26 protein-coding genes and 1 tRNA gene are annotated in these 26656 nt (G+C 49.1%); 9 read left to right on the top strand and 18 right to left on the bottom strand.

Annotation, left to right across the window (positions count from 1 at the left end; translation table 11 throughout):
- Positions 1-58: 58 nt before the first annotated feature.
- From mreD to JIE71_RS05655, 3 genes are read right to left on the bottom strand one after another with little or no spacing between them, the layout of a single operon-like run.
- Complete coding sequence (gene mreD, locus JIE71_RS05665) at positions 59-577, bottom strand: rod shape-determining protein MreD (RefSeq protein WP_199507762.1); 519 nt, start codon at positions 575-577, stop codon at positions 59-61.
- Positions 561-1463 (bottom strand): rod shape-determining protein MreC, encoded by a 903-nt coding sequence (gene mreC, locus JIE71_RS05660; RefSeq protein WP_199507761.1) that lies wholly within the window; start codon positions 1461-1463, stop codon positions 561-563. Before mreC ends, mreD begins: the two co-directional genes overlap by 17 nt.
- Complete coding sequence (locus tag JIE71_RS05655) at positions 1460-2494, bottom strand: rod shape-determining protein (protein WP_199507760.1); 1035 nt, start codon at positions 2492-2494, stop codon at positions 1460-1462. The genes mreC and JIE71_RS05655 overlap by 4 nt, the downstream gene beginning before the upstream one ends.
- A 371-nt stretch (positions 2495-2865) precedes the next feature.
- Here JIE71_RS05655 and gatC point away from each other — a divergent pair, with 371 nt between their 5' ends.
- From gatC to JIE71_RS05620, 7 genes are all read left to right on the top strand, one after another.
- Positions 2866-3177 (top strand): Asp-tRNA(Asn)/Glu-tRNA(Gln) amidotransferase subunit GatC, encoded by a 312-nt coding sequence (gene gatC, locus JIE71_RS05650; protein WP_199507759.1) that lies wholly within the window; start codon positions 2866-2868, stop codon positions 3175-3177.
- Positions 3178-3231: 54 nt separating this feature from the next.
- Positions 3232-4728: an Asp-tRNA(Asn)/Glu-tRNA(Gln) amidotransferase subunit GatA gene (gene gatA / locus JIE71_RS05645; RefSeq protein WP_199507758.1), complete on the top strand. Its 1497-nt coding sequence runs from the start codon at positions 3232-3234 to the stop codon at positions 4726-4728.
- Complete coding sequence (gene gatB, locus JIE71_RS05640; RefSeq protein WP_199507757.1) at positions 4728-6248, top strand: Asp-tRNA(Asn)/Glu-tRNA(Gln) amidotransferase subunit GatB; 1521 nt, start codon at positions 4728-4730, stop codon at positions 6246-6248. The genes gatA and gatB overlap by 1 nt, the downstream gene beginning before the upstream one ends.
- A gap of 94 nt (positions 6249-6342) precedes the next feature.
- A tRNA-Pro gene (locus JIE71_RS05635) sits at positions 6343-6419 on the top strand.
- A 214-nt stretch (positions 6420-6633) separates the two neighbouring features.
- Complete coding sequence (locus JIE71_RS05630) at positions 6634-7308, top strand: hypothetical protein (RefSeq protein WP_199507756.1); 675 nt, start codon at positions 6634-6636, stop codon at positions 7306-7308.
- Positions 7309-7412: 104 nt separating this feature from the next.
- Positions 7413-7580, top strand: a complete 168-nt coding sequence (locus JIE71_RS05625; RefSeq protein WP_199507755.1) for a hypothetical protein — start codon at positions 7413-7415, stop codon at positions 7578-7580.
- A gap of 123 nt (positions 7581-7703) precedes the next feature.
- Entirely contained in the window at positions 7704-8672 is a 969-nt protein-coding gene (locus JIE71_RS05620; RefSeq protein ID WP_199507754.1) for a DUF1853 family protein, read from the top strand.
- Between the two features lie 11 nt (positions 8673-8683).
- Here the strand turns inward: JIE71_RS05620 and JIE71_RS05615 are convergent, their stop codons facing one another.
- From JIE71_RS05615 to JIE71_RS05580, 8 genes are all read right to left on the bottom strand, one after another.
- Complete coding sequence (locus JIE71_RS05615) at positions 8684-9238, bottom strand: DUF2726 domain-containing protein (protein WP_199507753.1); 555 nt, start codon at positions 9236-9238, stop codon at positions 8684-8686.
- Positions 9239-9373: 135 nt separating this feature from the next.
- Positions 9374-10504 carry a LysM peptidoglycan-binding domain-containing protein gene (locus JIE71_RS05610; protein WP_199507752.1) on the bottom strand — a complete coding sequence of 377 codons (1131 nt, stop codon included), beginning with the start codon at positions 10502-10504 and terminating at the stop codon, positions 9374-9376.
- Between the two features lie 131 nt (positions 10505-10635).
- Positions 10636-11991, bottom strand: coding sequence for a bifunctional tetrahydrofolate synthase/dihydrofolate synthase (gene folC, locus JIE71_RS05605; protein WP_199507751.1), 1356 nt, complete (start codon positions 11989-11991; stop codon positions 10636-10638).
- 157 nt (positions 11992-12148) lie between these two features.
- On the bottom strand, positions 12149-13060 hold the full coding sequence (gene accD, locus JIE71_RS05600; RefSeq protein WP_199507750.1) for an acetyl-CoA carboxylase, carboxyltransferase subunit beta: 912 nt from the start codon (positions 13058-13060) through the stop codon (positions 12149-12151).
- Positions 13061-13243: 183 nt separating this feature from the next.
- Positions 13244-14074, bottom strand: a complete 831-nt coding sequence (trpA, locus tag JIE71_RS05595; RefSeq protein WP_199507749.1) for a tryptophan synthase subunit alpha — start codon at positions 14072-14074, stop codon at positions 13244-13246.
- 63 nt (positions 14075-14137) lie between these two features.
- Positions 14138-15355 (bottom strand): tryptophan synthase subunit beta, encoded by a 1218-nt coding sequence (gene trpB / locus JIE71_RS05590; RefSeq protein ID WP_199507748.1) that lies wholly within the window; start codon positions 15353-15355, stop codon positions 14138-14140.
- Positions 15356-15414: 59 nt separating this feature from the next.
- A complete protein-coding gene (locus tag JIE71_RS05585) occupies positions 15415-16167 on the bottom strand; it encodes an SDR family oxidoreductase (protein WP_199507747.1) in 753 nt (250 codons plus the stop codon).
- Positions 16168-16373: 206 nt separating this feature from the next.
- Entirely contained in the window at positions 16374-17027 is a 654-nt protein-coding gene (locus JIE71_RS05580; RefSeq protein WP_199507746.1) for a phosphoribosylanthranilate isomerase, read from the bottom strand.
- Between the two features lie 297 nt (positions 17028-17324).
- Here JIE71_RS05580 and JIE71_RS05575 point away from each other — a divergent pair, with 297 nt between their 5' ends.
- Positions 17325-18995 (top strand): cryptochrome/photolyase family protein, encoded by a 1671-nt coding sequence (locus JIE71_RS05575; RefSeq protein WP_199507745.1) that lies wholly within the window; start codon positions 17325-17327, stop codon positions 18993-18995.
- Positions 18996-19016: 21 nt separating this feature from the next.
- On the opposite strand, the gene JIE71_RS05570 is transcribed toward JIE71_RS05575, so the two are convergent.
- The 7 genes from JIE71_RS05570 to ffh all read right to left on the bottom strand — a co-directional run bounded on the left by JIE71_RS05570 (position 19017) and on the right by ffh (position 25620).
- Positions 19017-19460, bottom strand: coding sequence for a roadblock/LC7 domain-containing protein (locus JIE71_RS05570; protein WP_199507744.1), 444 nt, complete (start codon positions 19458-19460; stop codon positions 19017-19019).
- A 127-nt stretch (positions 19461-19587) separates the two neighbouring features.
- Positions 19588-20118: a GTP-binding protein gene (locus JIE71_RS05565; RefSeq protein WP_199507840.1), complete on the bottom strand. Its 531-nt coding sequence runs from the start codon at positions 20116-20118 to the stop codon at positions 19588-19590.
- Between the two features lie 39 nt (positions 20119-20157).
- Complete coding sequence (gene ubiA, locus JIE71_RS05560; protein WP_199507743.1) at positions 20158-21090, bottom strand: 4-hydroxybenzoate octaprenyltransferase; 933 nt, start codon at positions 21088-21090, stop codon at positions 20158-20160.
- A 63-nt stretch (positions 21091-21153) separates the two neighbouring features.
- Positions 21154-22011 carry a class I SAM-dependent methyltransferase gene (locus JIE71_RS05555; RefSeq protein ID WP_228284554.1) on the bottom strand — a complete coding sequence of 286 codons (858 nt, stop codon included), beginning with the start codon at positions 22009-22011 and terminating at the stop codon, positions 21154-21156.
- Positions 22012-22123: 112 nt separating this feature from the next.
- Positions 22124-22966, bottom strand: a complete 843-nt coding sequence (locus JIE71_RS05550) for an undecaprenyl-diphosphate phosphatase (RefSeq protein ID WP_199507741.1) — start codon at positions 22964-22966, stop codon at positions 22124-22126.
- 119 nt (positions 22967-23085) lie between these two features.
- Positions 23086-23784, bottom strand: coding sequence for a tRNA (adenosine(37)-N6)-threonylcarbamoyltransferase complex dimerization subunit type 1 TsaB (gene tsaB, locus JIE71_RS05545; protein ID WP_199507740.1), 699 nt, complete (start codon positions 23782-23784; stop codon positions 23086-23088).
- A 291-nt stretch (positions 23785-24075) separates the two neighbouring features.
- Complete coding sequence (gene ffh, locus JIE71_RS05540; RefSeq protein ID WP_199507739.1) at positions 24076-25620, bottom strand: signal recognition particle protein; 1545 nt, start codon at positions 25618-25620, stop codon at positions 24076-24078.
- A gap of 230 nt (positions 25621-25850) precedes the next feature.
- Between ffh and JIE71_RS05535 the strand changes: the two genes are divergently transcribed.
- Complete coding sequence (locus JIE71_RS05535) at positions 25851-26642, top strand: cytochrome C assembly family protein (protein ID WP_199507738.1); 792 nt, start codon at positions 25851-25853, stop codon at positions 26640-26642.
- The last annotated feature ends 14 nt before the right edge of the window (positions 26643-26656 follow it).

Here is a 26656-nt window from a genome sequence, read left to right as displayed (position 1 = left end):
GGCGCGTTTGTCGTGTCGTATCGGTTTGACATCATTTGCTTTGCAGCATAAAAGATGCTCAGTCATCGTCATTGGGCGCTCGCCGATAGCGGGAAAATAATAGCATCATCACCAGCCAGCCGCCCATATTGACTGCCACATTAATGGTAATCGCTTGTATTAAGGTAGGTGCAGATACGCTGTCACTAAGTACCGTCGGTGCTATCCACAGATAATACGCGCCACTTGCCAGCACTATAGCCGTCAATGCCACCAGCCAAACACGCCAGCCTGCTAATGGATACCAATAATGACGGCAAAGACTGACCCAAAACAGCAATAAGACAAATAACATGCTGTGCTGCCCTAGCCTACCCTGACTGACAATATCGACTACGAGCCCCAATGCAAATGCAGCGCCTAGCCCCATATAGCGCGGCTGATACAATGCCCAAAACAACATAACCGCAATCAGCCATAACGGGCGCTGCCACTCTTGATAGATGCTAAGTGGATATATCAGCACCAATAGACCTGTCAGCAAGCTGAATGCCATCGCCATAAAAGGACGCGCACGGGTATTAGGAGATATCGGCATCAGTCACATTGGCGGTCGGTGGCAGATTTGGCTCATTAGCGCCTAGCTCATTAATGTTTAGCTCATTGGGCTGGACAATCAACGCGTAGCGTCCTGTATCCATCATGGCAGCGGGGGTCACACGAATCTGTAAAAAACGCGCACTGTCATCACGCTCGACATGACTGACCCGCCCGACCTGATAGCCTGCGGCAATACGCCCGCCCAACCCTGAAGAAATCAATGTATCGCCAACGCGGATATCGGCGCTTTTTAACATATACGATAATGCCAGCTCATTGGGCAGCCCTGTGCCCGTGACGATGGCGCGCTGATTGGTACGCGCCACTTGCACAGCGACCGATTGATTACTGGCGGTCAACAATAACAACTGGCTCGTATTGGCGGTGGTATGCACGATTTGTCCAAGCAGCCCATGGGCATCTATGACGCTTTGCCCCACACGGACGCCCTGCTGACTGCCTTTGTCCAGTAATAAAATTGGCTGCTGTACGCTGGGGTCAGCGCCGATAATGGTGGTGATTTGCAGGCGCGATATGGCGGGCTGCTGAATGCCAAGCAGCGCCTTTAATTGGGTATTGTCGCTTAAGATTTGGTTTTGCTGTTGCAATTTGGCTTCGGTTGTCAATAGCTGGGCGCGAAGTTTGGCATTGTCACGGTGCAAGGATGCTTTACTTTGAGTCATATCGCCAAGCCAGTCAGAGACATAGTGCGGCAATAGGGCCCAGCGCTGCACAGGCTGCAATGCGTTATGCACTTGCGTGTTGATGTGCTGATAGGAGGGCGCAAACCATGCAGGCTTGACCGTATCTATCCATAACAAAATCCCTGCTGCCATCAACAGCAGCACTGCCCGCTTGATGGGCAACGGCGTTTGGCGCATCATACAAAAATAGAGCTTAAACGCTTGTCTTTAATAAAATCCAGCGCTTTGCCGCCACCACGCGCCACGCAGGTTAAGGGGTCTGGCGCGACAATTACGGGTAGGCCTGTGGCTTTGGACAATAGAACGTCCATATCACGCAGCAGCGCCCCGCCTCCTGTCAACACAATGCCGTATTTGGCAATATCTGCAGATAGCTCAGGTGGCGTTTGCTCTAGGGCAGACTTGACCGCGCTAATGATACTGTTTAACGGCTCGTGCAGCGCTTCTTGGATTTCTTTAGCACTTAAATGTACCGTCATGGGTACACCTTGCGCGATACTGCGACCGTGGATTTCTATCTCGTTTGTCTTCGCCTCTGTCGGGGTGTTCGCACAGCCAATAGTGTGTTTGATATGCTCTGCCGTTGGCTCGCCGATGATACAGCCGTGCGTGCGGCGTACGTGGGTAATAATCGCTTCATCGAGCATATCGCCGCCCACGCGCACCGATGCTGAATACACGCAGCCTGAGAGTGCAATAATGGCAATCTCGGTCGTGCCGCCACCAATATCGACAATCATAGAGCCGCTTGCCTCGTGTACTGGCAATCCTGCACCCAATGCTGCTGCCATTGGCTCTTCTAACATCAGCACGTTACTTGCGCCTGCGGAGAGCAGCGCATTACGAATACCCTTACGTTCAAACAAGGTCGAGCGGCACGGCACACAGACCACCACTTGGGGCTGCATAAATAAACGCTTGGCATTGACTTGTTGTAAAAATCGCTTGAGCAGCTCTTCGGTCACTTCAAAATCAGCAATTACGCCATCTTTTAGCGGGCGAATCGCGGAGATATCCGCAGGTGTGCGTCCGAGCATGGCTTTGGCATCGCGACCAATCGCCGCCACCGTCGGGCGCTCCATACGGGTGTGACGCAAGGCGACGATGGTTGGCTCATCGAGTACCACGCCTTTATTGGGAATAAAAATCAGGGTATTTGCCGTACCCAAATCGATGGCGATATTATTGGCTAAAAATCCAAACACATTCATGACAAATCTATCCAAAAGCGGTGCGCAAACGCAGGTCCACATCGCACCAATACACTGCGCGATACCTATAAGGACTCACTGTAGCGAAAGTTTACCGATGCAACAAGTCAGATAGGCACAATAATGCTAAGATGATGCCAATTCTGTACACAATCGTATTGTGTCCGTACCTAATTACAGCGCGACTTATCGACGCAGCAACGCGGGTAAGCTCTGTAATATCAAAGCAGATGCTTTATAATAGACACCACAGATACCCCTTATTATTAAGCGTGGGCGGTCAAACACGCCCGCTCATGGATTCTTATTTGTTGTCAAATTTGCTTGGCAACGATTTATTGCCACATTGCTTATTTTAAACTGGAGCGTTTATGTCACAGCAATCCTCAAGCACTGACCAAGTCAGTCGCCAAGAAATATTAGAAATTGCCAATCTTGCCCGCCTAGGCGTGGACGAAAGCACCGCCGACAGCTACGCAGGCGACATCAATAAAGTATTAAAAATGATGCAAACCCTCGCCTCGGTAGACACCAGCGACCTAAAACCTTTGGCAAACATTCACGAAGCCTGCCAAGAGCTGCGCGCTGACTTTGCTGAGCACGACATTGACCGCGAGCGCAACCAGTCGATGGCACCTGCGGTCGAAGACGGCTTGTACCTTGTGCCACAAGTCATTGAATAACAACAATACCTACCGCTATTTTTTATTTTCCTCATTATTAACGGACGACCGACTATGTCTGAGCTTCATCATTTAAGCCTACACGAGCTGATTACTGGATTAGAAGACAAACAATTTAGCAGTGTTGAGCTGACCGAACATTATCTAAAGCGTATTGAAAAGTTAGATGGCAAAATCAACAGCTTTATCACACAAACTGGCGACACCGCGCGCGCACAGGCCAAAGCCGCTGACGAGATGCGTGTACAAGGCGACAACCGTGCATTGCTTGGCGTACCTATGGCGCACAAAGACATCTTTTGTACCCGTGGCGTATTGACCACCTGTGGCTCAAAAATGCTGCATAATTTTGTTGCGCCCTATGACGCGACCATTGTCACCGCGATTGACGAAGCAGGCATGATTAGCCTTGGTAAGCTGAACATGGATGAGTTCGCCATGGGCTCGGACAATGAAAGCTCACATTATGGCGAAGTCCACAACCCATGGGACATCGAGCGCGTGCCTGGTGGTTCATCAGGTGGTAGCGCGGCAGCAGTTGCGGCAGGTTTTGTGCCTGTAGCGACAGGCAGTGACACGGGCGGCTCTATCCGTCAGCCAGCATCATTTTGCGGCTTAACAGGCATCAAGCCAACGTACGGTCGCGTATCGCGCTTCGGTATGATTGCGTATGCCTCAAGCCTTGACCAAGCAGGCAGTATGGGACGCAGCGCTCAAGACTGTGCGTATCTGCTCCAGCCGATGGTCGGACACGACCCACGCGATGGAACATCTATCAAACATGACGTGCCTGACTATGTGCAAGACATGATCGACGCCGAAAAGCGCGATGAAAATAAGCCGCTGGCAGGTCTGCGTATTGGCGTGGCAAAAGAATACTTTGGCGCGGGTCTAAACAGCGATGTCGAAACCGTGGTACGTAGCGCGCTACAAAAGTATCAAGAACTTGGCGCGACCATCGTTGAGGTGAACATCACCGACCCTGAGATTACCCTTGCCACCTACTACATGCTCGCACCCGCAGAAGCGTCATCAAACCTATCACGCTTTGATGGTGTGCGCTTTGGCTACCGCTGTGAAGCGCCAAAAGATTTGATCGACTTATATACGCGCTCACGCTCAGAAGGCTTTGGTGATGAAGTACAGCGCCGTATTTTGATGGGTACTTATGCGCTATCGGCAGGCTACTTTGATGCCTACTACACCAAGGCACAAAAAATTCGCCGCATGATTGTGCAAGACTTTAATACCGCGTTTGCCAGCTGTGACATCATCGCCAGCCCAACCGCACCAACCGCCGCTTATAAGCTCAGCGACGATCTTGACCCTGCTTCAATGTACCTAGGCGACGTCTATACCATCGGTGTCAACCTAGCGGGTCTGCCTGCGCTCAGCCAACCTGTGGGACTGACGCCAAACGGTCTGCCCGTTGGTCTACAGCTCATCGGTAAGCACTGGCAAGAAAGCCAACTGTTGACCACCGCGCATCTGTTCCAGCAGCACACTGACCACCATCAACAACACTCTGCCATCGCTAAGGAGACCGTATAATGACGCACGCATCAACAACTGAGAGTCAAGCGCAGCCTGTGCGTACCGATTTACTGGTCGATGGCTATGAAGTGGTGATTGGTATCGAAATCCATTGCCAGCTGAACACCGAAAGTAAAATCTTTTCTACCGCGCCGACCGACTTCGGTCACGAAGCCAACACCCAAGCGAGCCTCGTTGATTTGGGCTTGCCAGGCGTGCTGCCTGTGTTAAACGAAGGCGTCGTCGAACGTGCGCTTAAGTTTGGCATGGGCGTCAACGCCGAGCTGGGTCTGTACAATACCTTTGACCGTAAAAACTACTTTTACCCCGATTTGCCCAAAGGCTATCAAATCACGCAAATGGCAAACCCCATTGTTGGGCGCGGCTATATTGACGTGGTGGTCAATGAAGGCGAGAAGAACGAGTACCCCAAACGCATCGGCATCACCCGTGGTCACCTAGAAGAAGACGCGGGTAAATCGGTACACGACGCCATCGTTGGTATGACGGGCATTGACTTAAACCGTGCGGGCACGCCACTCATCGAAATCGTCTCTGAGCCTGACATGCGCTCAACCGCTGAAGCCATCGCTTATGTTAAAGCCATCCACCAGCTCGTGACATGGCTGGGCATCTCGGACGCCATCATGGCGGAAGGCTCGTTTCGCTGTGACTGTAACGTCTCAGTGCGTAAGCCAGGTGCTGAGCTGGGCACGCGCTGCGAGCTAAAAAACCTCAACTCGTTCCGCTTTATCGAGCGCGCTATTAATCGTGAGATTGAGCGCCAAATCGACTTGATCGAAGATGGCGGTCGCGTCATTCAGGCAACCCGTCTGTATGATCCTGAAAATGACGAAACCCGCGCCATGCGTACCAAGGAAGAAGCCAACGATTACCGCTACTTCCCCGACCCTGACCTATTGCCTGTGCGCATCGAACAGCACACCGTCGATGAAATCAAAGCAGCCATGCCTGAGCTGCCTGTGGCTCGCCGCGAGCGTTTTGAGCAAGACTTACAGCTGTCAGAATATGATGCGCGCATCTTGACAGGCAGCCGTCAGCTTGCCGATTACTTTGAAGCGGTGGTTGCAGAAGTGGGCACAGAGCATGCCAAGCTGGCCGCCAACTGGGTCATGGGTGAGCTGCTCGGCGCGCTCAACAAAGACGACACCGACATCACCGACGCCCCTATCAGCGCCAAACAGCTGGCAGGTATGCTAAAACGCATCAATGACGACACCCTATCTGGCAAGCTTGCCAAAAAAGTCTTCGCCGCCCTTTATGCGCGTGAAGCGGGTGACGCGGACGACGCCGCTGACCAAATCATCGAAGCCAAAGAACTCAAGCAAGAGACCGATACTGGCGCGATTAAAGCGATGGTCGAAGAGGTCATTGCTAATAACCAAGCGATGGTCGAAGAGTATCGCGGCGGCAAAGAAAAAGCCTTTAACGGCTTGGTCGGTCAGGTCATGAAAGCAAGCCGTGGTAGCGCCAACCCACAACAAGTCAACCAGCTGCTAAAAGAGCTGCTCGGCTAACTGTATGATAATACAAGGAGGTAAGGGCTGACGGCGCAAGAGATGCAATTAGCCCTTGCAATATGTATTATTTTGCGTAAAATAGTCAGTCATTCGGGGCGTAGCGCAGTCTGGTAGCGCACCACACTGGGGGTGTGGTGGTCGCAGGTTCAAATCCTGCCGTTCCGACCAAACATTGAAAAGAGTCAGTAACTTAGGTTGCTGGCTCTTTTTTTTAGCTTAAATTTAGCACACGTCTATCAGAAGTATTTATACTAATAAAATACATTTGTTCGAGCTGGACAGATAATGATTTTGCAAGGCTCATATCCGAAGAACAGCCATTAACACACCTTCGGGCTGTTAACGCCTTGCATCTATTTTCTAAGGGTGAGAGAGTGTATTTATGCAAAATCAAAACTGTTATAAATTCTGGAAATTATCCAAATCGCTAAAAATAGACGATATTGTCGCACTGTGGTGTGATGTTGAGCCATCACAATTTAATCATTTTGTTTCTCAAACTGGATACAGCCCATCTTGTGCCGACGCTAAAAGGGTTGCTATAGAAGACGCTTTAACTAGTGAGGAATTAGATTATATTGACGAAGGGACATTTACTAGAAATGGTGGGCTTTGGATAGGAAATCCAGTAGAGGAGCTTATTCAAAAAGATAGATTGAGAATTAGCAAAGACGTTTTAAAAGAGTGGTTTATTCAAAAATACGAGCAAGGTTATCTTGATGAGATACCAACTTTTTTAGATGAAGAAAAACAGCAAGCTCAACAAATAAGCGAACAGAGAGCGCATCAAGAACTACCTAATAAAGAGATGACGACTAGAAACAAAAATACAGCCGTTAAGATTATGTACGCAATGCTCATCAAGTCTGGCTGGGATAATACATATCCTACCTCACAAAATCGAGGTAGCGCTAATTCAGAAATTGCGACTCTACTTGATGGATTAGGGCTGCCCGTAGGACATAAAACTATTGGGGACTTTTTACAAGAAGTGCAGAACCTTGAAAAAGAATACCCTAGAAAACTAACTTTTGACCACTCGGACATACCTTTTTAGCCAATTACCCACCAATTGGAACTATTGAATAGCCCAACCCCTTAACCTATCCATATCGCAGCACACCGCAGCGACACAATGTGAACGATATGGAGAAGTTAAGCATGACCAACCCAAATACCCCAAACCAACGCCGCCATCTATTAATCAAGCTGTATCGAGTACTGTCTCCCCTACTCGTTAAATTGATATTTCTTCTAATTCCTTATTTATTCTTTCCATACGATATCAACATCACCATTCATAACCTCACCCTAATCTGGCTCACATAACAAAACTGCCGTTTCCTCTTACGCAGTCCATACCCACGCTACCCGCCGCTCATAGACTTTTTGTGGTGCAGTGGGTACGGTAGGGATTCACTTATTCATTCATTGATTGACTTGGGTTGCCCTATGACCGAGCCTGTTTCCCTACCCGCCAGCCCAGAGACGTCCGCCGCACCGTGGGAGCGCTATCGCCGTCCGTTTGTGCGCGATTTGGCGTTTGTCTTATCGTGTCCTGATGTGATTACCCGCTGGCTGGATTTTGCACCGCATCAAAACAACCATCAAGTCTATGTGCATGATTCGGACTTTTGGCAGGCGCAATATGCTGCCTACTCGCCGCGCTTGCAGGAGATGGACGACAGTAGCGCCTATCAAACCCTCACCCGCTACTTGATGTCGCGGCCGAGTCCTAGCCGTTTGGGCTTTCATTTTGAAGGCTTGATTGCCTTTTGGTTGACTGATGGCTATCGCTTTGGGCTGCACCCGTATGAGATGCTGGCAAGCAATGTGCAGCTGTATCGCGGCAAGCAGACCATCGGTGAGCTGGATTTGCTGCTGCGCAATCATGCGACAGATGAGGTCGAGCATTGGGAGCTGGCGATTAAATTTTTTATGGGGTCAGCGCCGTTTGCGCCTGAAAATTGGGTAGGCATAAACTCAAAGGACAACCTTGAGCGCAAGATGACTCACATGCAGACCAAGCAGTTTCGTAGTGTGTGGGTGGATACCAAAGACTATGGGCAGGTAAAGATTGATAAGCGCTTTGGCATCGTTAAGGGGCATTTTTTTGTGCCGCATGACTGCGATGACTTTGTGCGCCCTGAATGGATGACAGCAGACTTTCCGCTACATCGCTGGTATGACCGCGATGATACCGACGCGCTGATGGCGCTAGAGACAAGTCACTTACGCCGTGCGCGTTATGTCGAGTGGTTTACCAAGCGCCCATTTTATGAAGCGCGCGGTGAGCCTATCGATATGAGTGATATGCCATTGCGCTCTGGGCTGTACTTTTATAATGGCGCGCCGATGGTGGTGTATCGGCGCTATCAGGCACGAGAGGCGGATAAAAACGGTAATACAACGTCTGAATAAAAATTTGCGCTTTACAGCTGCTCAATCACTGCTAACAGCTCTGCACGCAGTATCTCAACGCTCGGCATACGCTCGGCGTGATAACGGACGACGGCAATACCTGCACTCGCCAGTGCCTTGTCTTTTTTGGCATCTGCCTTTTCGCGGGCGCGGCTTTGGTGCGTCCAATCGTCCAGCTCAATCGCGACCAAAATACGCTGGGCATCGCTATCAACAAGCACATAATCCACGCTTTGGCGGCAAATACGATTGAACCAAAAGTTGCGCTCGGACGCGGTATCGCTATAGCTCTCAATCATACGTGACAGCTGCACTTGTACAAAGATATAGCACTCAGGAATGGCTTGGGTGAGCCTATCAAAAAAGATGACTTCGGTATCGGTCATCATAGGCATCGGCTCAAACGGCCAAATGCTTTGCGCGTCTGCCTCTTGAATAGCCACAGAAGGCTGGTCTACTATGTCGTTTGCTGTATCACTTACTGTCTCACTACGCCTTTTGAGCCAAAGCAATAGGACGAAACCCACTGCCAGTACCACAAAGCCCAATGCAAATAACTCATCCATCAGTATTGCCTGTCTCTTTACATCATTTGTTTGGCTTAAATAACAAAACACGGCAAAGGCTGCCGTGTTTTGTCGTCACATCATCTGCTTATATATTGTTTTATTAGGGCATGTCCTCAACTCAAACACTTAAGACTACCAATACAGCACCCATGCGCTGGTGGTCTTAACCTCAGGGTCACTGTTAATTTTGTCTTTAAGCGCAAGGGCGGCAATTTTACCACGCTCAGGCCCGACGACCACACGTACGCCGCGACTGGTACGACTGGTTTTGACTTTATAGCCAGCCGCTTTAAATCGTTTGGCCACTTCATCGGCTGAGTTTTGGCTGGTCGCTAGCGCTACTTGCACACCAAAGCTGCCTTTAGCATCCGTTTCTTTGACCGTCTGACGGGCACTTTCAAGCTTTTTTTGCGCCGCTTCTTTGGCATCTTCAGACTTCGCTGCTTTTTTCTTTTCCTCAGCAGACTTTTGTTCTAGCTCACGCTTTTTTTTTGCGTTTTCTGCTGATTTTTCGAGCTTTTCGACCTCACCTTTGGCAGGGATTTTTAGGGTTTTGCCCACTTTGATAGGGTCAGTGCTTGACATATTATTGGCAGCTGCTAACGCGGCGACTGACACACCGTATTGACGCGCGATGCTGCCCAGTACATCACCACTTTGGATGGTATGCGTGCTTGCGGTACTGCTTGCGCTGCTGGTTTCTTTTTTGGCATCTGCTTCTTTTTTCTTAGCAGCAGCTTGTTCTTTTTCCGCGCTCTCTTTTTCTGCCTGTGCTTTTGCTGCTTTTTCTTTTTCGGCCTTGTCTTTTTCCGCCTGCGCTTTTTTCGCTACGGCTTCAGCGTCTTTGGTGGTCTCAGCAGCATTGTCTTCTGTTTTTGTTTTGGCTTGAGCGGCTTCTGGGCTATCGCTTTCACCACCCATCGAGCTACTGTCTTCTAAGTATTGCTGATTTTCGGCACGGGATTTTTCTAGTGCTTGTGCAGCGGCAGCCTCTTGTTCAGCCAAAATCTCTTGTGCTCGTTTTTGCTGCACAGCCACACGGGCTTCACGCTCTTTTTGCTTTTGCGCAAGCAGGCGTTTTTCAGTCTCAACATCAGTAGTCAGTGGCGGCTGGGTTGCTGTTTTGGTTTCGGCTTTCGCAACTGCGGCAGGCTGGTTGGCAGGGGCTGGGTTGTTACTTACTTGACTGACCATCGCGTATAGCATGACGCTACCGCCTACAATCATACCTGCACCCAATAAAGCTTGTCTTGACAAATTCATCCGTTCACGTCTCTTTACATGTCTTTAGCGCCCAAAGTATCCCTTACAAGGGCGCGTAAATGACTGATTATTAATAATAAACACGTTGATTATAAAGTATATTGCAGCAGCTGTCTGCCACGATGATACACTTATACAGCAGGCGACGTGCTGGTAGGTACATCCGCCGTTAAAGCACTCAGCGCTTCGGCGATGGTGTGAAACGATCCACAGGCCACCAGTAAATCATCGGCATGACTGTCATGGATAATGGCGTCCGTTGCTTCTGGCAGGTCATTGAATGTATGTACCTTCTCGCTGTCCACCTGCTTGGTTAGCGCTTCAAGCATATGCGGCATATCGGCCGCGCGTGGATGATCAATCGGGGCAACATACCAGCTGGCAATCGGCAAGCCTGATGCTTTTAGGCTGGTGACGACTTTATTGACGTCTTTATCCACGAGCATAGAAAACAGCAAATGCATACGCGCATTTGGCTTACTGGCGCTATAGGCTTGCCATTTTGGTACAAGCTGTGCCAGTAAAAAGCCCACGCCTTCTTCGTTATGCGCAACATCAAATACCCAGTTGCGTCCAGCAAGCGTGCGGTTGTCAAACCTTCCTGCCAAGCGCACGGTGCGTAGCGCCTGCTCAATGGCATCCGTAGAGACAGTCAAAGGACTGGCTAAAACAGCAGAGAGCGCGTTGGTTGTATTAATCAGTGATAAGCTCGGGCGCGGCAGACGCAGGGTCACGCTACTGCTGCTATACTGCCAAGTATCCTCATCAATCTCCTCAAAGCTATAATCGCGTCCCGCTTGATAGGCCGTAGATTGATGCGCGTCAATACGTGCCTGTACGCTGTTTGGCATCTTTTCAGAGCCATAAATCAGCGGGATACCATCACGCAAAATACCTGCTTTTTCTGCGCCGATAGATTCAACATTGTCACCCAGCCAATCAACATGATCGATGCCGATATTGGTAATCACGGCCAAATCAGGATCGATAATATTGACCACATCAAGGCGACCACCTAGTCCGACTTCTAAGACCCATACATCGCATTTTGCTTCAGCGAAGATTAAAAATGCCGCCAAAGTGGTCATCTCAAAGAATGACAAGGTCACATCACATTCAGCGCGTGCCACATCGACCGCAGCAAAGGCTGCTATCAGTTCAGCATCACTGACCATCTGCCCATTGATGCGCACACGCTCATTAAAGTCAATCAGATGTGGTGATTGATACAGCGCTGTCTTGTAGCCAGCCGCTTCACACATGGCGGCGATAGTCGCGGTGGTCGAGCCTTTACCGTTCGTACCAGCGACAGTAAAGACGTAAGCGTCATTTTTGGCTCTGCTTGCAATGCCCAGCTTTTGCGCCACAGGGGTTACCCGTGACAATCCCATGTCGATGGCAGATACATGAATCTGATAAATATAATCAAGCCACTCACTCAAATTAGATTGAGCAGTCGGTGCAGTAGAGGTTGATAAGGCAGACATAAAAATACCTGTAAAAAGTGGCAAGAAATCGTAGCCAATAAAAATATAGGGCATTCGTACACCAAAGTGTACAGGCCAAAAAATAGCACTTATCACACAAAGTGACAAATGCTATTTATAAAATATTCAGCTTAAAAAAGCGGGCAATGACGTTGCCTTACGCTTGAATATTTGGCTGCTGACACAGCTTGGCAAGTAAGCGATAGCTGGTGTCAATCAGTTGGTGACGGTGCACCACTTCATCGACCACACCATGGTCTAATAAGTATTCAGCGCGCTGGAACGGTTCTTCCAGTTTTTCGCGTACGGTCTGCTCAATCACGCGCTTACCTGCAAAGCCAATCATCGCTTTTGGCTCTGCCAAATGGATATCGCCAAGCATAGCAAGTGACGCGGTCACGCCGCCGTAAACAGGATTGGTTAATACGACCAAGTACGGTACACCCGCCAAGCGCAAACGCTCAATGGCAGCAGCAGTACGAGCCATTTGCATCAGTGACAACAGGCCTTCTTGCATACGTGCGCCGCCTGAGGCTGCAAAGCATACCAAAGGCATACGATGCTCTAGGGCATACTCTGCGGCTTCCACAAAACGGTCACCCACCACAGAACCCATCGAGCCGCCCATAAAGCGAAAATCAAAAGCACAGCTCACCACATCCAGATTGCGCAATTTGCCGCGCATCACAATAAGAGCTTCGCTTTCGCCTGTTTTTTCTTGGGCTTCGGTCATGCGCTTGGGATACGGTTTGCTGTCTACGAACTGTAGGGGATCTTTTGCAGTGAACTGCTGACCCATCTCGGCGTCCACGTCGTCTAAGAACCACTTTAGACGATCGCGCGCGCTCATGGTCAAGTGATGGTCACAATGCGGGCACACATAGCAATTAAAAATCAGGGCGGTGTTGGTCGTTACTGTATGACAGTTTGGACACTCGGTTGATGGCTCCGTATTGACGGCAGTTAACGGTGCGGTCAACTGCTGCTTAACGCCAGGAACGCTGCGCTCTAACCAAGAAGGTTTCTTGTTATCAGTGGCCGCAGCCGTTGGATTTTGAATATCAGTCATAGTCATCGCCATTATTAAAGGCTGCTGGACAAGCTCGCTCATACACTTGCCCATTAAAATAAGAAAGCTTATGCAAGTAGGCGGTTATGAGGCGCGCCCATTTGCTCATTATTCAATGATTATACGTCATATTAGTTTACACACGTAAACTAAATTTAGCAAAGTCATCTGATTAATGGGGCGCTACGCTGGTGTGACAGACAAACTGTCCAAGGCGGCGCGCAGCTCGTCCATTTTTGCCATAATATTGGCGCGGGCGTTTTCGATGGCTTTGGCATCCTCACCCACATCCGCAAAATTCTGTACCAAGGCACTGCCGACAATCACGCCATCAGCGTGTTGACCCACCGCTTTTGCGGACGCACCATCACGGATACCAAAGCCCACACATACAGGCAAATCGGTATCGGCTTTGATGGCTTGCACTTGGGCGGACACATCATTGGTATCAAGCGTCGCTGAGCCTGTGACGCCTTTTAATGAGACATAATAAATATAGCCGCTGCAATGGGTTAAAACTTGTTTGCGGCGTGCAGCCAGCGTGGTCGGCGACAATAAGAAAATCCCGTTCATGTCGTGGTCTTGCAGCTTTTGGGTAAAATCGCCTGCTTCCGCAGGTGGCAAATCCACCATCAATACGCCGTCAACGCCCGATTCAGTACAACGATTAATGAAGTTATCATAGCCAATGATTTCAACAGGGTTTAAATAACCCATGATAATAATGGGCGTATCGCTGTCTGTTTCGCGGAATTTAGCAACCATGTCCAGCGCATCGCGGGTACTGGTGCCTGCCGCCAAAGCGCGCTCGCCTGCCAGTGATACGGTCGGGCCATCGGCCATTGGGTCAGAAAATGGCAAACCCAGCTCAATCATGTCGGCACCATGCGCGACCAGCTCATGCAGCAAGTCTACGGTGACGCTGGGGTTTGGGTCGCCTGCCATCACATAAGGAATCAAGGCTTTTTTGTTTTGTGACTTTAAGGTGTCAAAAGTGCTTTTAATTCGGGTCATAATACTCTCAATAGTTTATCAAAGATGACAACAATCGCTATGCAGCGCTTAAGTTATCTCAACTTATAACTCAATGCCTTCTGCCTGCATAACTGAATGCAAGTCCTTGTCACCGCGACCTGACATATTAACGATGATGCTTTGCTCTGGGGTCATGGTTTTGGCAAGTTTGAGTGCATAGGCGACCGCGTGCGCCGACTCGAGCGCAGGGATGATGCCCTCTTTACTGGTCACTTCATGGAAACCGTGCAGCGCTTCTTTGTCCGTACAGCCGACATATTGCACGCGCTCAACGTCTTTTAAGAAGCTGTGCTCAGGGCCCACACCTGGGTAATCCAGACCCGCTGAGATAGAATGCGTCTCTTGAATCTGACCGTCATCATCTGCCATCAGATACGTGCGATTGCCGTGTAATACACCAATGCGCCCCGCAGCAAGCGGCGCTGAGTGGCGACCCGTCTCGATACCATCGCCTGTCGCTTCGACGCCGTACATGGCCACTTCTTTATCATTTAAGAAGTCATAGAACAGACCGATAGCGTTGGAACCACCACCGACACAGGCCACAAGGGCGTCAGGCAGTTTGTCCGTTTTTTCTAAATGCTGAATGCGGGCTTCTCTACCGATAATCGCTTGAAAATCACGCACGAGTAGCGGATAAGGGTGTGGCCCTGCGACCGTACCAATGATGTAATAGGTGCTATCGACGTTGGTCACCCAGTCGCGCATCGCTTCGTTCATCGCGTCTTTGAGCGTACGTGAACCTGAGGTAACAGGCACGACTTTTGCACCCAATAAGCGCATGCGATAGACGTTCATCTTTTGGCGCTCGACATCGTCTGCGCCCATATAGACGATACATTCAAGTCCAAGGCGCGCTGCAATCGTGGCGGTTGCCACGCCATGCTGACCTGCCCCTGTTTCAGCGATGATGCGTTTTTTGCCACACATTTTGGCAAGCAGTGCCTGACCGATGGTGTTATTAACCTTATGCGCGCCTGTATGGTTTAAGTCTTCACGCTTAAAATAAATCTGCGCGCCACCAATCTCATTACTCAAACGCTTGGCATGATATAGTGGGGTAGGACGTCCGACATAATTCACAAGGTCGTCATGATACTCTTGCCAAAATGCGGGGTCTGCCTTAACTTTGGTATATAGCGTCTCTAGCTCTTCTAGTGCTGCCATTAGGGTTTCAGAAACAAAACGGCCACCGTGAACGCCGAAGTGTCCATGAGCATCTGGCTGAGCGGTAAAGTTAATTGCAGTAGCATTCGACATGATAAGTATCCTTGTTATCTTACTTTATGCTGGTTATCAGCATCCTCTTACCTGTGTACTTATAAGGCTTGGCGCTGTATATGTAATGGCGCAAAGCTCTGAGCGGTAGGCATGACTTCAATGGCATTGATATTAACATGCTTTGGCTGCTCAGTAAGCCATAAAACGATATTTGCAATGTCTTCTGGACGAATGGCATCAACGTCTTTATACACGTTCGCTGCCTTTTGGTCATCCCCGCGAAAGCGGACATTAGAGAACTCTGTGCCTTCGCATAATCCTGGCTCGACATTGGTGACGCGTAGCGCCGTACCAATCAAATCGGCGCGCAGGTTTAAGCTAAATTGGCGCACAAAGGCTTTTGTCGCGCCATACACGTTACCGCCTGCATAGGGGTACGTGCCTGCCGTTGAGCCGATATTAATGATGTAGCCTGTATTTGCCGCCACCATCTTTGGCAGCAGTAGCTGCGTGATGTTGCATAGGCCTGTGACATTTGTATCAATCATCTGTTGCCATTCGCTCATATCCGACTTGTCCGCCGTCTCAAGACCGATGGCAAGTCCTGCATTGTTCACGAGCACATCTAGCGTTTGCAGCGCTTCTGGCAGAGATTCCACAGCAGCTTTAGTAGCAGCCACATCGCTAATATCAAAGCTTAAGGGTACAAAGTTATCGCCAAGCTCAGACTTTAACGTATCAAGCTTGTCTTGGCGGCGACCTGTACCAATCACGGTATGCCCTTTTGCAATAAACGCGCGCGCTATCGCTGCCCCAAACCCTGCACTTGCCCCTGTTACCATGACTTTCATTGTTTTATCCTTATCGTTGCTATTTTGGTTGTCTACATCGTTATGAGACATTGATAAACACATCATAAAATCAGTTCTTTATAAACAAAATATAGTGAGATAAAACGGTATCTTTCTTGCTTGCTGTGACTTTATCTCCAGAGGCGACGAAAAGTACCGTTTCATCGAGCGCACTTTTTATGCTGTATCTTTTTATTCGGTACTGACTATAGATGGTGGTGGCCAGCGCTCTTCGCTGCGGCAATAAACGCCTGCATCTTCTCTTTATCCTTTTTACCTTTGGCGTATTCGATACCGCCACTGACATCCAGCGCTTGTATAGGCAGATGCAAAGTATCCGCAGCATTATCAGGTGTCAATCCGCCTGCCAAAACCAAAGGTACATCGCTGTCTTTGGGAATGAGTGACCAATCAAAGCGGTGCCCCGTGCCGCCGTAAGCATCTTTATGATACGCATCCAGCAGCACACTGCTCGCCCCTGCCTCGCTATAGGCGGCAATCTCATCAGTAATACTGGCTAAGCTGTGCGTGTCTTTATTGACGCGCAGCGCCTTTATCCAGCGCTTGTTAATCGCGCCTGCGAGCCTTTGGCATTGCTCGGGTGTTTCGTCACCATGAAACTGCACGACATCAAAGCATACTGAATCGGCAAGTGTTTGTAAATCCTGCATCGATATGTTGACCACCAAGGCAGTAATGCTAACAAAAGCAGGAACCGCGTTGACCAACTCACGCGCCGTCTCGATATCTACGGCACGCGGGCTGGGCGGATAAAACACCAAGCCAATCGCATCCACACCGAGCGCTACAGCAGCACGAATATCTGCCGCTTCGGTAAACCCACAAAACTTAACCTGCATTCTGCCCCCCCCTGTGTCGCTCGGCCTTAACAAAACCTATCAATCAGTCGCTGAGCCAAAAAAGACAAACCCAAATCCCGCAAGCATAAATGTCCCTTATTTTGCGGTCTTTGGGGTAAAGAAGTGATGGCAATTTGTTACCCGTACGGATAATCGTGTTACTCAGACAGGGTTTCAATTGCGCATAAAAACTTATCCTAGCATACTTTTAGCCATCTTGTACGCGCTGGTATTTGCTGGTGTGATGGTTTTATTTTTATCCTACCTTGACCTTAAAAAATTAAAAAAGGACGCCTTATGACAGATAAAAAAATAGACAACAATCAACTGGCGCCATTACACTATCTGATGTGGTTTCGTCGCGATTTGCGCATTGATGACAATACCGCACTGACGGCGCTGTGTGAAAAGGCAAACAAAGACCACGCATACGTTTCTGCGGTGTTTTTTATCACCCCTGAGCAGTGGCAACAGCACGATACGGCGGTGACGCAAGTGGACTTTATCATGCGCCGTTTGCCGCATTTGGCTAAGGCGCTCAAAGATGACTTAAACATCACATTAACGGTCGCGGTCTGCGATACTTTTAGCGACTGCGTGGATGTATTGACACAGCTGTGTTTGGATACGCATGTGAAATGTGTAATGGCAAACCATGAATATGAAGAAAATGAAATCAATCGCGATACCCAATTGATTGCCAACCTTGCTGAGCACAACATCAGCGTGATTCGTCATCACGACCAGTGCGTGTTGCCACCTGCCAGTATCACCACGGGCGACAACACCATGTACAAAGTCTTTACGCCATTTTATAAAAAGTGGCAACAGCACTTAGACGTCAGTCCCATACATTGCCACAGCCCTTGCGCGGTCAATGAGCATACGCCAGCACCCAACCAATCGCTTCGTGACGTACTGCCTAAGAAAATCACACACGCTGATAATAAAAGCGGCATCGCAACCCTTATCAAAGACATTGTCAAAGACTATGAAGACGATTGGCAAAAGCGCGATGCTTTACAACACATTGACATTGCCGACCAGTTGGCGTGTACACGTGATGCGTATCCTACCGATATGGGCGCACCTGAGACGCGCTTGCATGATTTTATTAGCGATGATATTGACGATTATGACTCGCACCGCGATACGCCGCATTCGCACGCAACCAGTCGCCTGTCTGCGTATCTGACGACAGGTATGATCAGCCCGCGCCGCTGTTATATCGCCGCCATAGCGCATTTAGAGCGTAAGCGAGACAATAAAGACAGTGATGAGACAGACATTACCCGCTGGTGTAGCGAGCTGGCATGGCGCGATTTTTACCGCCATGTGCTCTGTGACCGTCCCGAATTGATTCGCCACGAGGCGTACAATCAAAAGCTTGATAAGGCGATAAGCTGGTCAAACGATGAAGACAGTTTTGCCGCATGGTGTTGCGGGCATACAGGCGTGCCCCTTGTTGATGCGGCCATGCGCTGCTTAAATGCCACAGGCTTTATGCACAATCGCTTGCGCATGGTGGTGGCGATGTTTTTAACCAAAGATTTATTGATAGATTGGCGCTGGGGCGAAAAGTATTTTGTGCAAAACCTGATTGATGGCGACTTTGCCTCAAATAACGGCGGCTGGCAGTGGAGCGCCTCAACAGGTACGGACTCTGCGCCATACTTTCGTATTATGAATCCCTTTAGCCAAGGCAAAAGCCACGACAAAGACGCGCTATTTATTAAGCAGTGGTTGCCTGAGCTTAAGGATGTGCCTGCGGATGTCTTGCACTCTGAAGCCAAGCTGAATAAAGCTTTTGGCGATAAGGACAAAAAACAAAAAGAGAAAAAAGATAAGGATAAGCAGAAAAGCAAAAAGCAGGACAATCCTTATACTGATATTGATTATCCTGCCCCTATCGTCGATCATAAGGCGGCGCGTAGAGACACCATTGCGATGTTTAAAGACAGCAAGTAGCCGCGGATTAACACAGCACGCTTATTTATGGTTATGCTCTGCATCTAAGGCCACCAGCTCGTTGGTGGCTTTGTTCATGCCATGCATGATTTGCCCCAATAATACTTGTTGCTTGGTAACCAAAATGAGAATCATCGGTAAGTTTTCATTGGCTACCGAGCTGATCATAACTTTGCCATTATTGGCATCCAAAATCACCGAACGACAGCCCGTCAGCTGCGCTTCTTGGGTCAATGCCTGTACCAATGCCAGAATTGAGCTGCCTACTGCAGAGAGCTTGCCGCCATCATAGTCTTTTTGAAATATGGACGCAATTTCAAAGCCATCTGTCGAGGCTAACAGCACACCGTCAATACCGCTGGTGGTGTATACCAGCTCATGCAAAACAGCTTTTGCTGATGCTAAATAAGCGTCAGAGGGCTGCACACGATTGGATTGGTTCTGGAACAAAGCATCATTAAACATAATGTATCCATCATCAAAATTATAAACACGGTAAGGTTTTAGCGCATCAGTACGCCGCTATAAGGGTATGGCAAAAAGGGTATGGCAAATGTATAGCACCACTTCTACGCTATAGTAAAATAATTGTTTAAGCATCTTCTAACGCAGTAATGATGGTTTCAACGAGCAATAAGACATCGTCTTTTTCACGCATATCGACAGGAAAAATGGGCAGCATACGCCCTTTACTGTCCAGCCACTCGCGATACACATTAAATGGACGCTCAGGTTTTTCATCAACGTGGCTTATGCCAACGACCACACGGCCTTGATAAATCTTATCAAACGTCTCTAAATAATGCGCCAAATCCGCGACTGAATCGGGCGCTGAATGGTCTATCAGAATAATAACGCCCAGCGCGCCTTGCGCCAATATCGGCCAAATAAAACTAAAACGCTCCTGCCCAGGCGTACCATACAGCCCAATACTGGTGCCATCACCAATGGTCAGCTCACCATAATCCATACCTACGGTGGTCAGCGACTTACTGTGCGCGTCAAGGTCAGTATTTTGCACCTCAGTTGACACCACCTCAATGTCAGACAAGCTGGCAATGGCGGCGGTCTTACCTGCGCCCATTGGGCCACTAAAAACGATTTTTAAACGCTGCATAACGATAAAACCTCTTCATTAAATAAACCCAATCCCTAGACACGCTTATAAGCTGCTCCAAATACAAACGGCAGCAATCAAAACAAACAAATAACGCCCGACCCACACGTTATCCAAAAATGCGCGAAAGCACGCCATCGGTACTTGGGTGGCGCAAGCACGGTTTTGTTTGGCGAACATCATCGCCACTAAGGCCAAACCAAAAACAGGCGTGATACCCAGTGAGGTTGGCGCAAAGTAATGCCACATCACAACGCCCATCAGTATCAAAAAGGCGGTTTGCAGCAGCCCGATAATGAGCACATCAAAGCGACCAAACAATATCGCTGTAGACTTAATGCCGACCTGTAAATCGTCGGCTCTATCTGCCATCGCATACTGGGTATCATACGCCACTGTCCAACACATATAGGCCATAAACAGTAGCCAACACCAGATATCAGGCGCGCCCAATATGGCGACATACGCCATCGGTATTGCCCAGCCAAACGCCGCTGCTAAAAACACTTGAGGTAAATGGGTATAGCGTTTCATAAAGGGGTAAATAAACGCCAAAGCCACCGCGCCAAGCGACCAATAAAATACCGATAGCGGTAAGAAAAACAACAAGCTGGCGCTGATAAGCGAGAGCACCACAAACGCACCGACCGCTTCTTTACCACTCAAGCGACCATCAGCCAATGGACGACCTTTGGTACGGCTCACAGAACCATCGACCTTACGATCGGCAAAATCATTAATCGCGCAGCCTGCTGCCCGCATAAATATGGCACCGAGCGCAAAGATAAATACCAGCTTCATCTCTGGTAGCCCTGCACTAGCGCCGTCAACTTGCGCAGCATCCATCGCTGCAAACATCACGCCCCACAAAGTTGGCCATAGCAGAAGTTCAATGCCTACTGGCTTATCAAAACGGGTCAGATGAATATAAGCCTGTAGCTTATCTTTAGCGCTCAGCGATGAGGCGGGCATAGTCATAGGTATCGTTATTTATATAAAGTGTACGGTTAGGGCGTTGCAACCAGAAATACAGAATGCGTATCAAACAAAATAACCATCAAAACGCAGGGCATCGTTTTGCCACTGCTCGTCAGGCACTTGCGCGGCAAATAAGGGCGCATCGCTTGGACGTTTAACAATGACGCGACCGCTCTTAGCGTTAGTCTGACACAGTTTCTTAGCAAAGGTAAAGAGCGTTTGTTCCTCAGCATCATTTGGTGGCGCAGCCAGTCGATGCAGCGCCTGCATGCCCTTACCCACTTTTGCCCCTTTACCATTTTTGCGGTCTTGATAGCTGCCTTCAGGAAACATCGGATCCAAATAGACCACATCAAAATGCGTGTCCGCATCTTTCGCGTCTTGCACATATTGCTGTAATGTGGTGTGGCGAATATTCAGGCGCGCCATGAGCTTTTGCCAGTTGGGGTGCGTTTGCATTCGCTGCTGCTCGCTAAGTAGTAATAGCGCCATAATAGGCGCGGCCTCAAGCATCTGTACCTGTGCGCCTGTACTCGCGAGAATCAAACTGTCGTGACCAAAGCCTGCGGTCGCATCGAGCACGCGGCTATGGTCATTGATTTTAGCCGCTTGTAATAACAGCTCAGACTTACGTCCTGCCCGCACCACGCGGCGCTGTAACTTGTCCCACTCAGGCGTGACCAACAGCTCGCCGCTGAGCCAAGACAGCTGATAACTGCCTTCTAATATTAAGACAGGACACGTACTCTCTGTACTCAGCAGTCGCTTTTGCCGCGTATTGAGTTTGCCTGTTAGCGGCATCGCTTGTAGCGTGAGCGGAATATTGGCGTCCGTCACCAATCGCTCAATCGCTGCAATATCTTCAGGTGTTACCGTCTCGGTATACCACAGCTGGCAAGCGTGCGTCGCTACTTGGGTCATCATCCTACCTTGTGTCTTATCATAGCGTTGTTTGTTTTAAAAACACAGCACATACATCTTGTCATTAACCGCTTTGGTCAGAAAATAAGTCTCTAGTCAGGTTTATACAAAATTATGCCGTGATTTGGTAACCAAACACCCATGTGGCAATCAGTACCAACACACCTGTAATGATACGCAGCCATGCAAAAATGGTAAAGTCGCGGCGGCTGACCCAGTCGACCAACCAGCGGATGCACAACAGCGCTACCACGAAGGAGACGACTGTGCCCACGCCCAACACCCACCAATCTTCGCTACTGTTTAACACTTCATGGTGTTTGATTAAGTCAAGAAGCGCCGCACCAACAATCACAGGGATACCTAAGAAAAATGAAAACTCCGCCGATGCCTTACGCGAAACGCCCAGCCACAATGCCCCAATAATGGTCGAGCCCGAGCGCGATGTCCCTGGAATCAGCGCCAAACATTGAAACAGACCAATCAATAATGCCGTTTTAATACCGATATGCTCCGCTTCGTGCGCAATAATGTGTTTGGGGCGTTTTTCCACATAAAAGATCAGCAAACCACCAATAATCAGCATGATGGCAACGGTAATGGGGTTAAATAAATACGCCTTAATCTCATCAGCAAAGGTAAAACCAACAATCATCACAGGAATGGTCGCCACAATCAGGCTCAAACCCAACTGGCGCGGGTTGCTCATGCCGTCAGCCTTACCCGTCAGTAAACCAACCAGCGCTTGCCATAAGCGTCCCCAATAGTCATAAATAACCGCCAAAATCGCGCCCAGCTGCACTACCACCACGAACAAATCGACCTTGTCCTTATCCCAAAAGTTCATGATGTCCGCAGACAGTATCAAATACCCTGTACTTGATATGGGTAAAAACTCGGTAATACCCTCAACAATGCCCATGATGACGGCTTTTATTAATAAAATGATATCCACAATGGTCGTCCTAAGACCAGCGGTACTGGTCGTATGTGTGTTGTTATCTATACTGTAATGATAAAAGTACCCAGCGCTGCCCTATCACGCTTGGTTATCAGAAGAATGGAGGCAAAAAATTAGGCTTTGCCTTGTTCTTTGAGGGTTTTCCATGCTTTGTTACGTAGGTATTTTGGCAAAGCATTACCCGCACTGACGCCGCCTGTCGCGTGAAATTCAGCATAGCCCAAGATGCCAATCACGGCGGCGGTCGGAATAATATCAGGATAAAGCGTTTGTCCATCTTCTGTAGCCAGTAACGGCGCGCCATCACCTGCGATAGGCAGTGCCCCCTTGGTCGCGGTGTCATAGTCGAGCAAGCGCTCGGTGTCCGCGTCTTCATCTGACGCCGCATCTTTTTGCGCGACAGGCTGCATAATACCCGCCTGCAAGGCATATTGCCCAAAGTACACCTGCGACATCCGCGCATCATGCGCGCTGTATAGCTCGGTTACTTGATGCGCACTATAGGTTTGCTGCGCGATGGCTTGTAAGCTTGAAACGCCCACGCACGGAATGTCCTGCGCGACCGATAAGGCTTGCACTACGGCAGTATTGATACGGATGCCGCTAAATGCACCTGGCCCACGATTAAAAAATAACGCCTGAATATCAGACAGTTTGCTGTTATGGGCGCTTAATAGCGCATCAATCATCGGGAGGATTTGTTGTGTTTGCTGGCGTTTGTCGCGCTTGGTATCTTCATTGAGCACCTTGCCCGATGCGTCCAGCAGCGCTACAGAACACTGGTCAAATACGGTATCTATCGCTAAAAACATCCTCACCTCAGCTCTATCATGGGCAGCAAAAAATTGCGCCTATCATAGCACTTAGCATACCAAACAGTGTGATTTTCTGTGTTTTTCATCGTTTATTCACGTCCGCAGCTGCTGTGCGCCAAAGCACTGGTAAGACGGTAGGCGTTTATTTTTTAGTTGTCTTACGCACGTTTTATGATTGCGCTGCACGCTAAAAGCTTGTCTTTATGGCAAAAAAGTTAAAAAAATCCCTCAAAACCACTGATTTTGAGGGCGTGTACTTTTTTATAATTTAGCGTTTATGACATAGGTTTAAAAGCGAGTCTTAAACTTCTTTGGCGCTTGCGACTGCATTTCTTGCATTTTCTTTTGCATCTCTTCGGCGCTTGGCATGTTGTTGGGGTCAAGTCCCATTTGTTTGGCAAGCTCTGCTTGGTTCACGTCCTGCATGCCGCCTTTGCCTTGGTTGCCGCCGCCGAATAATGGACCGCCGCCACCTGCAGCGCCGCCTGCCAATCCTTGTACCGCCTTCATCATTTTACTGATGCCATCAGGCTTAGAAATCATTTTCATCATTTTTGCCATTTGCTTGTGCTGCTTAAGCAAACGGTTGACGTCCTGAATGTTACGTCCTGAACCTGCGGCGATACGGCGCTTGCGGCTTGGGTTAATTTTGTCAGGGTTGCGGCGCTCAAACGGCGTCATTGAGTTGATCAGCGCCTCCATTTCTTTGACTTTTTCTTCAGGCTTGGCGTCTTCGACCGCTTTTTGCATGTCCGAGCCGCCCATACCTGGCATCTTGTCTAAAAAGCCTGCCATGCCGCCCATGTTTTTCATTTGCTGGAACTGAGTGAGCAAGTCTTCTAGGTCAAATTCGCCGCCTTTTTGAATCTTTTTCGCCATTTTTTCGGCTTTTTCGCGGTCAATTTTTTGCTCAACTTCTTCAACCAAACTTAAGACATCGCCCATACCAAGGATGCGCTGGGCAATACGCTCAGGGTGGAAGGCTTCGAGCGCGTCCAGTTTTTCCCCGCGGCCGAGGAATTTAATCGGTTTGCCCGTGATGGCACGTACAGACAGTGCCGCACCGCCACGCGCATCACCATCGGTCTTGGTTAAAATAACGCCTGTTAGCGGCAGCGCATCGTTAAAGGCTTTGGCGGTATTTGCCGCATCTTGACCCGTCATCGAGTCAACGACGAATAGGGTCTCTGAGGGGTTAACCGCAGCGGTCAGCGCTTTGATTTCGTCCATCATGTTGTCATCAATGTGCAGGCGACCGGCGGTATCGATGATAAGGATGTCTTGGTATTGTAGCTTGGCTTCGGCGATAGCGCGCTCAGCGATGGCAATCGGGTTTTCGTCCGTGCTTGAGGGCACAAACTTGGCGCCCACTTGACCCGCCACTTGTTCGAGCTGCTTAATCGCGGCAGGACGGTATACGTCAGCAGACACCAACATGACTTTTTTCTTTTGGCGCTCTTGCAAGTATTTTGCAAGTTTACCCGCGGTGGTGGTTTTACCCGCGCCTTGCAGGCCTGCCAGCAAATACACTACAGGCGGCTTGCCCGTCATTTCCAGTTGCTGGTTGGCGCTGCCCATCATTTCGGTCAGCTCGTCATGGACAATTTTAACAAACGCTTGACCTGGGGCGAGCTCTTTGAGCACTTCTGCGCCGAGCGCTTGCTCTTTCACACGTTTGACAAAGTCGCGGGTCACAGGCAACGCCACATCGGCTTCTAACAGTGCCATGCGTACTTCGCGCAAGGTGTCTTTAATGTTGTCTTCGGTCAGTTGCCCACTGCCAACGATGTTGCGCAGGCTTGATGATAAGCGTTCAGTTAAGGTATCAAACATATCTGGCTCTCAGGTTACAGGTGAATCTATACATCGGTTGCGATACAGCACATACGCCACAAGGATGCGTGGGCGGCAAAAGATGCTTATTGATAATTTTTCTCAAATCATAAGCGAATGGCGCTCAATACGGCTCTATTTTATGATAAATTGAGGGATTATTCTAATCATACCATTTTCACGCGTCATCGCGTCGTTAATATGCTTTTGTTATGTAGTGAGGCCTGTCTGTGTCGTTTGCATTTATGATAGCCAGTGTGGCGTATATTGCGGTAGGTGCCTATATTGCATGGGCGCTTATTCAGCAGATGCCTATCCATAAAGGCGTCAGCTTGATAGGTTTGCTCATCGGTGTGATGGCACACGCAGCGGTGCTGTACCCTCAGATGGTCACGCTGTATGGGTTAAATTTTAACTTATTCAACGTTTTAAGCTTTACCAGTTTGCTGTTTTTGTTCTTCTATATTTTGTTCTGCCTATATCGTCCAATTTTAAGCTTTGGTATTTTGGCAGCGCCAACCGCCTTACTTGGCATGGCGGTTGGTGTGATTGGACGCGCACCCTATCGCCCCTTGACGGATATCAGCATCGGGCTAGAAGCGCATATTTTAATCTCTTTTGCTGCTTACTGCGTGCTGCTGATGGCGACAGTGCAAGCACTATTTTTGCGCTTACAAATCCGCGAATTAAAGCATAAAACCATTCACCGTTTTTGGGTCAATAAGCTGCCACCACTACAAAGCATGGAAGGCTTACTCTTTGACATGATTTTGGTCAGCTTCGTGCTACTCAGCATTGCATTAGGCTTGGGCTTCGTGTACGTGCAAGATATCTTTGCACAGCATATCGTGCATAAGACGGTATTTAGCATGCTGTCTTGGCTACTCCTTGGCGGCTTACTGATAGGACATTGGCGTGCAGGCTGGCGCGGCAAGCGTGCAGCAAACTTAACCATCTATGCGTTTTTATTATTGGCCCTTGGCTTTGTGGGCAGTAAGTTTGTGTTGGAGCTGGTGTTATAAGCGCTTGATATTCA

This window comes from Psychrobacter sp. bablab_jr014, from assembly GCF_016464015.1.
GTDB lineage: Bacteria > Pseudomonadota > Gammaproteobacteria > Pseudomonadales > Moraxellaceae > Psychrobacter.
This window is presented reverse-complemented; position numbering and strand designations above follow the sequence as displayed.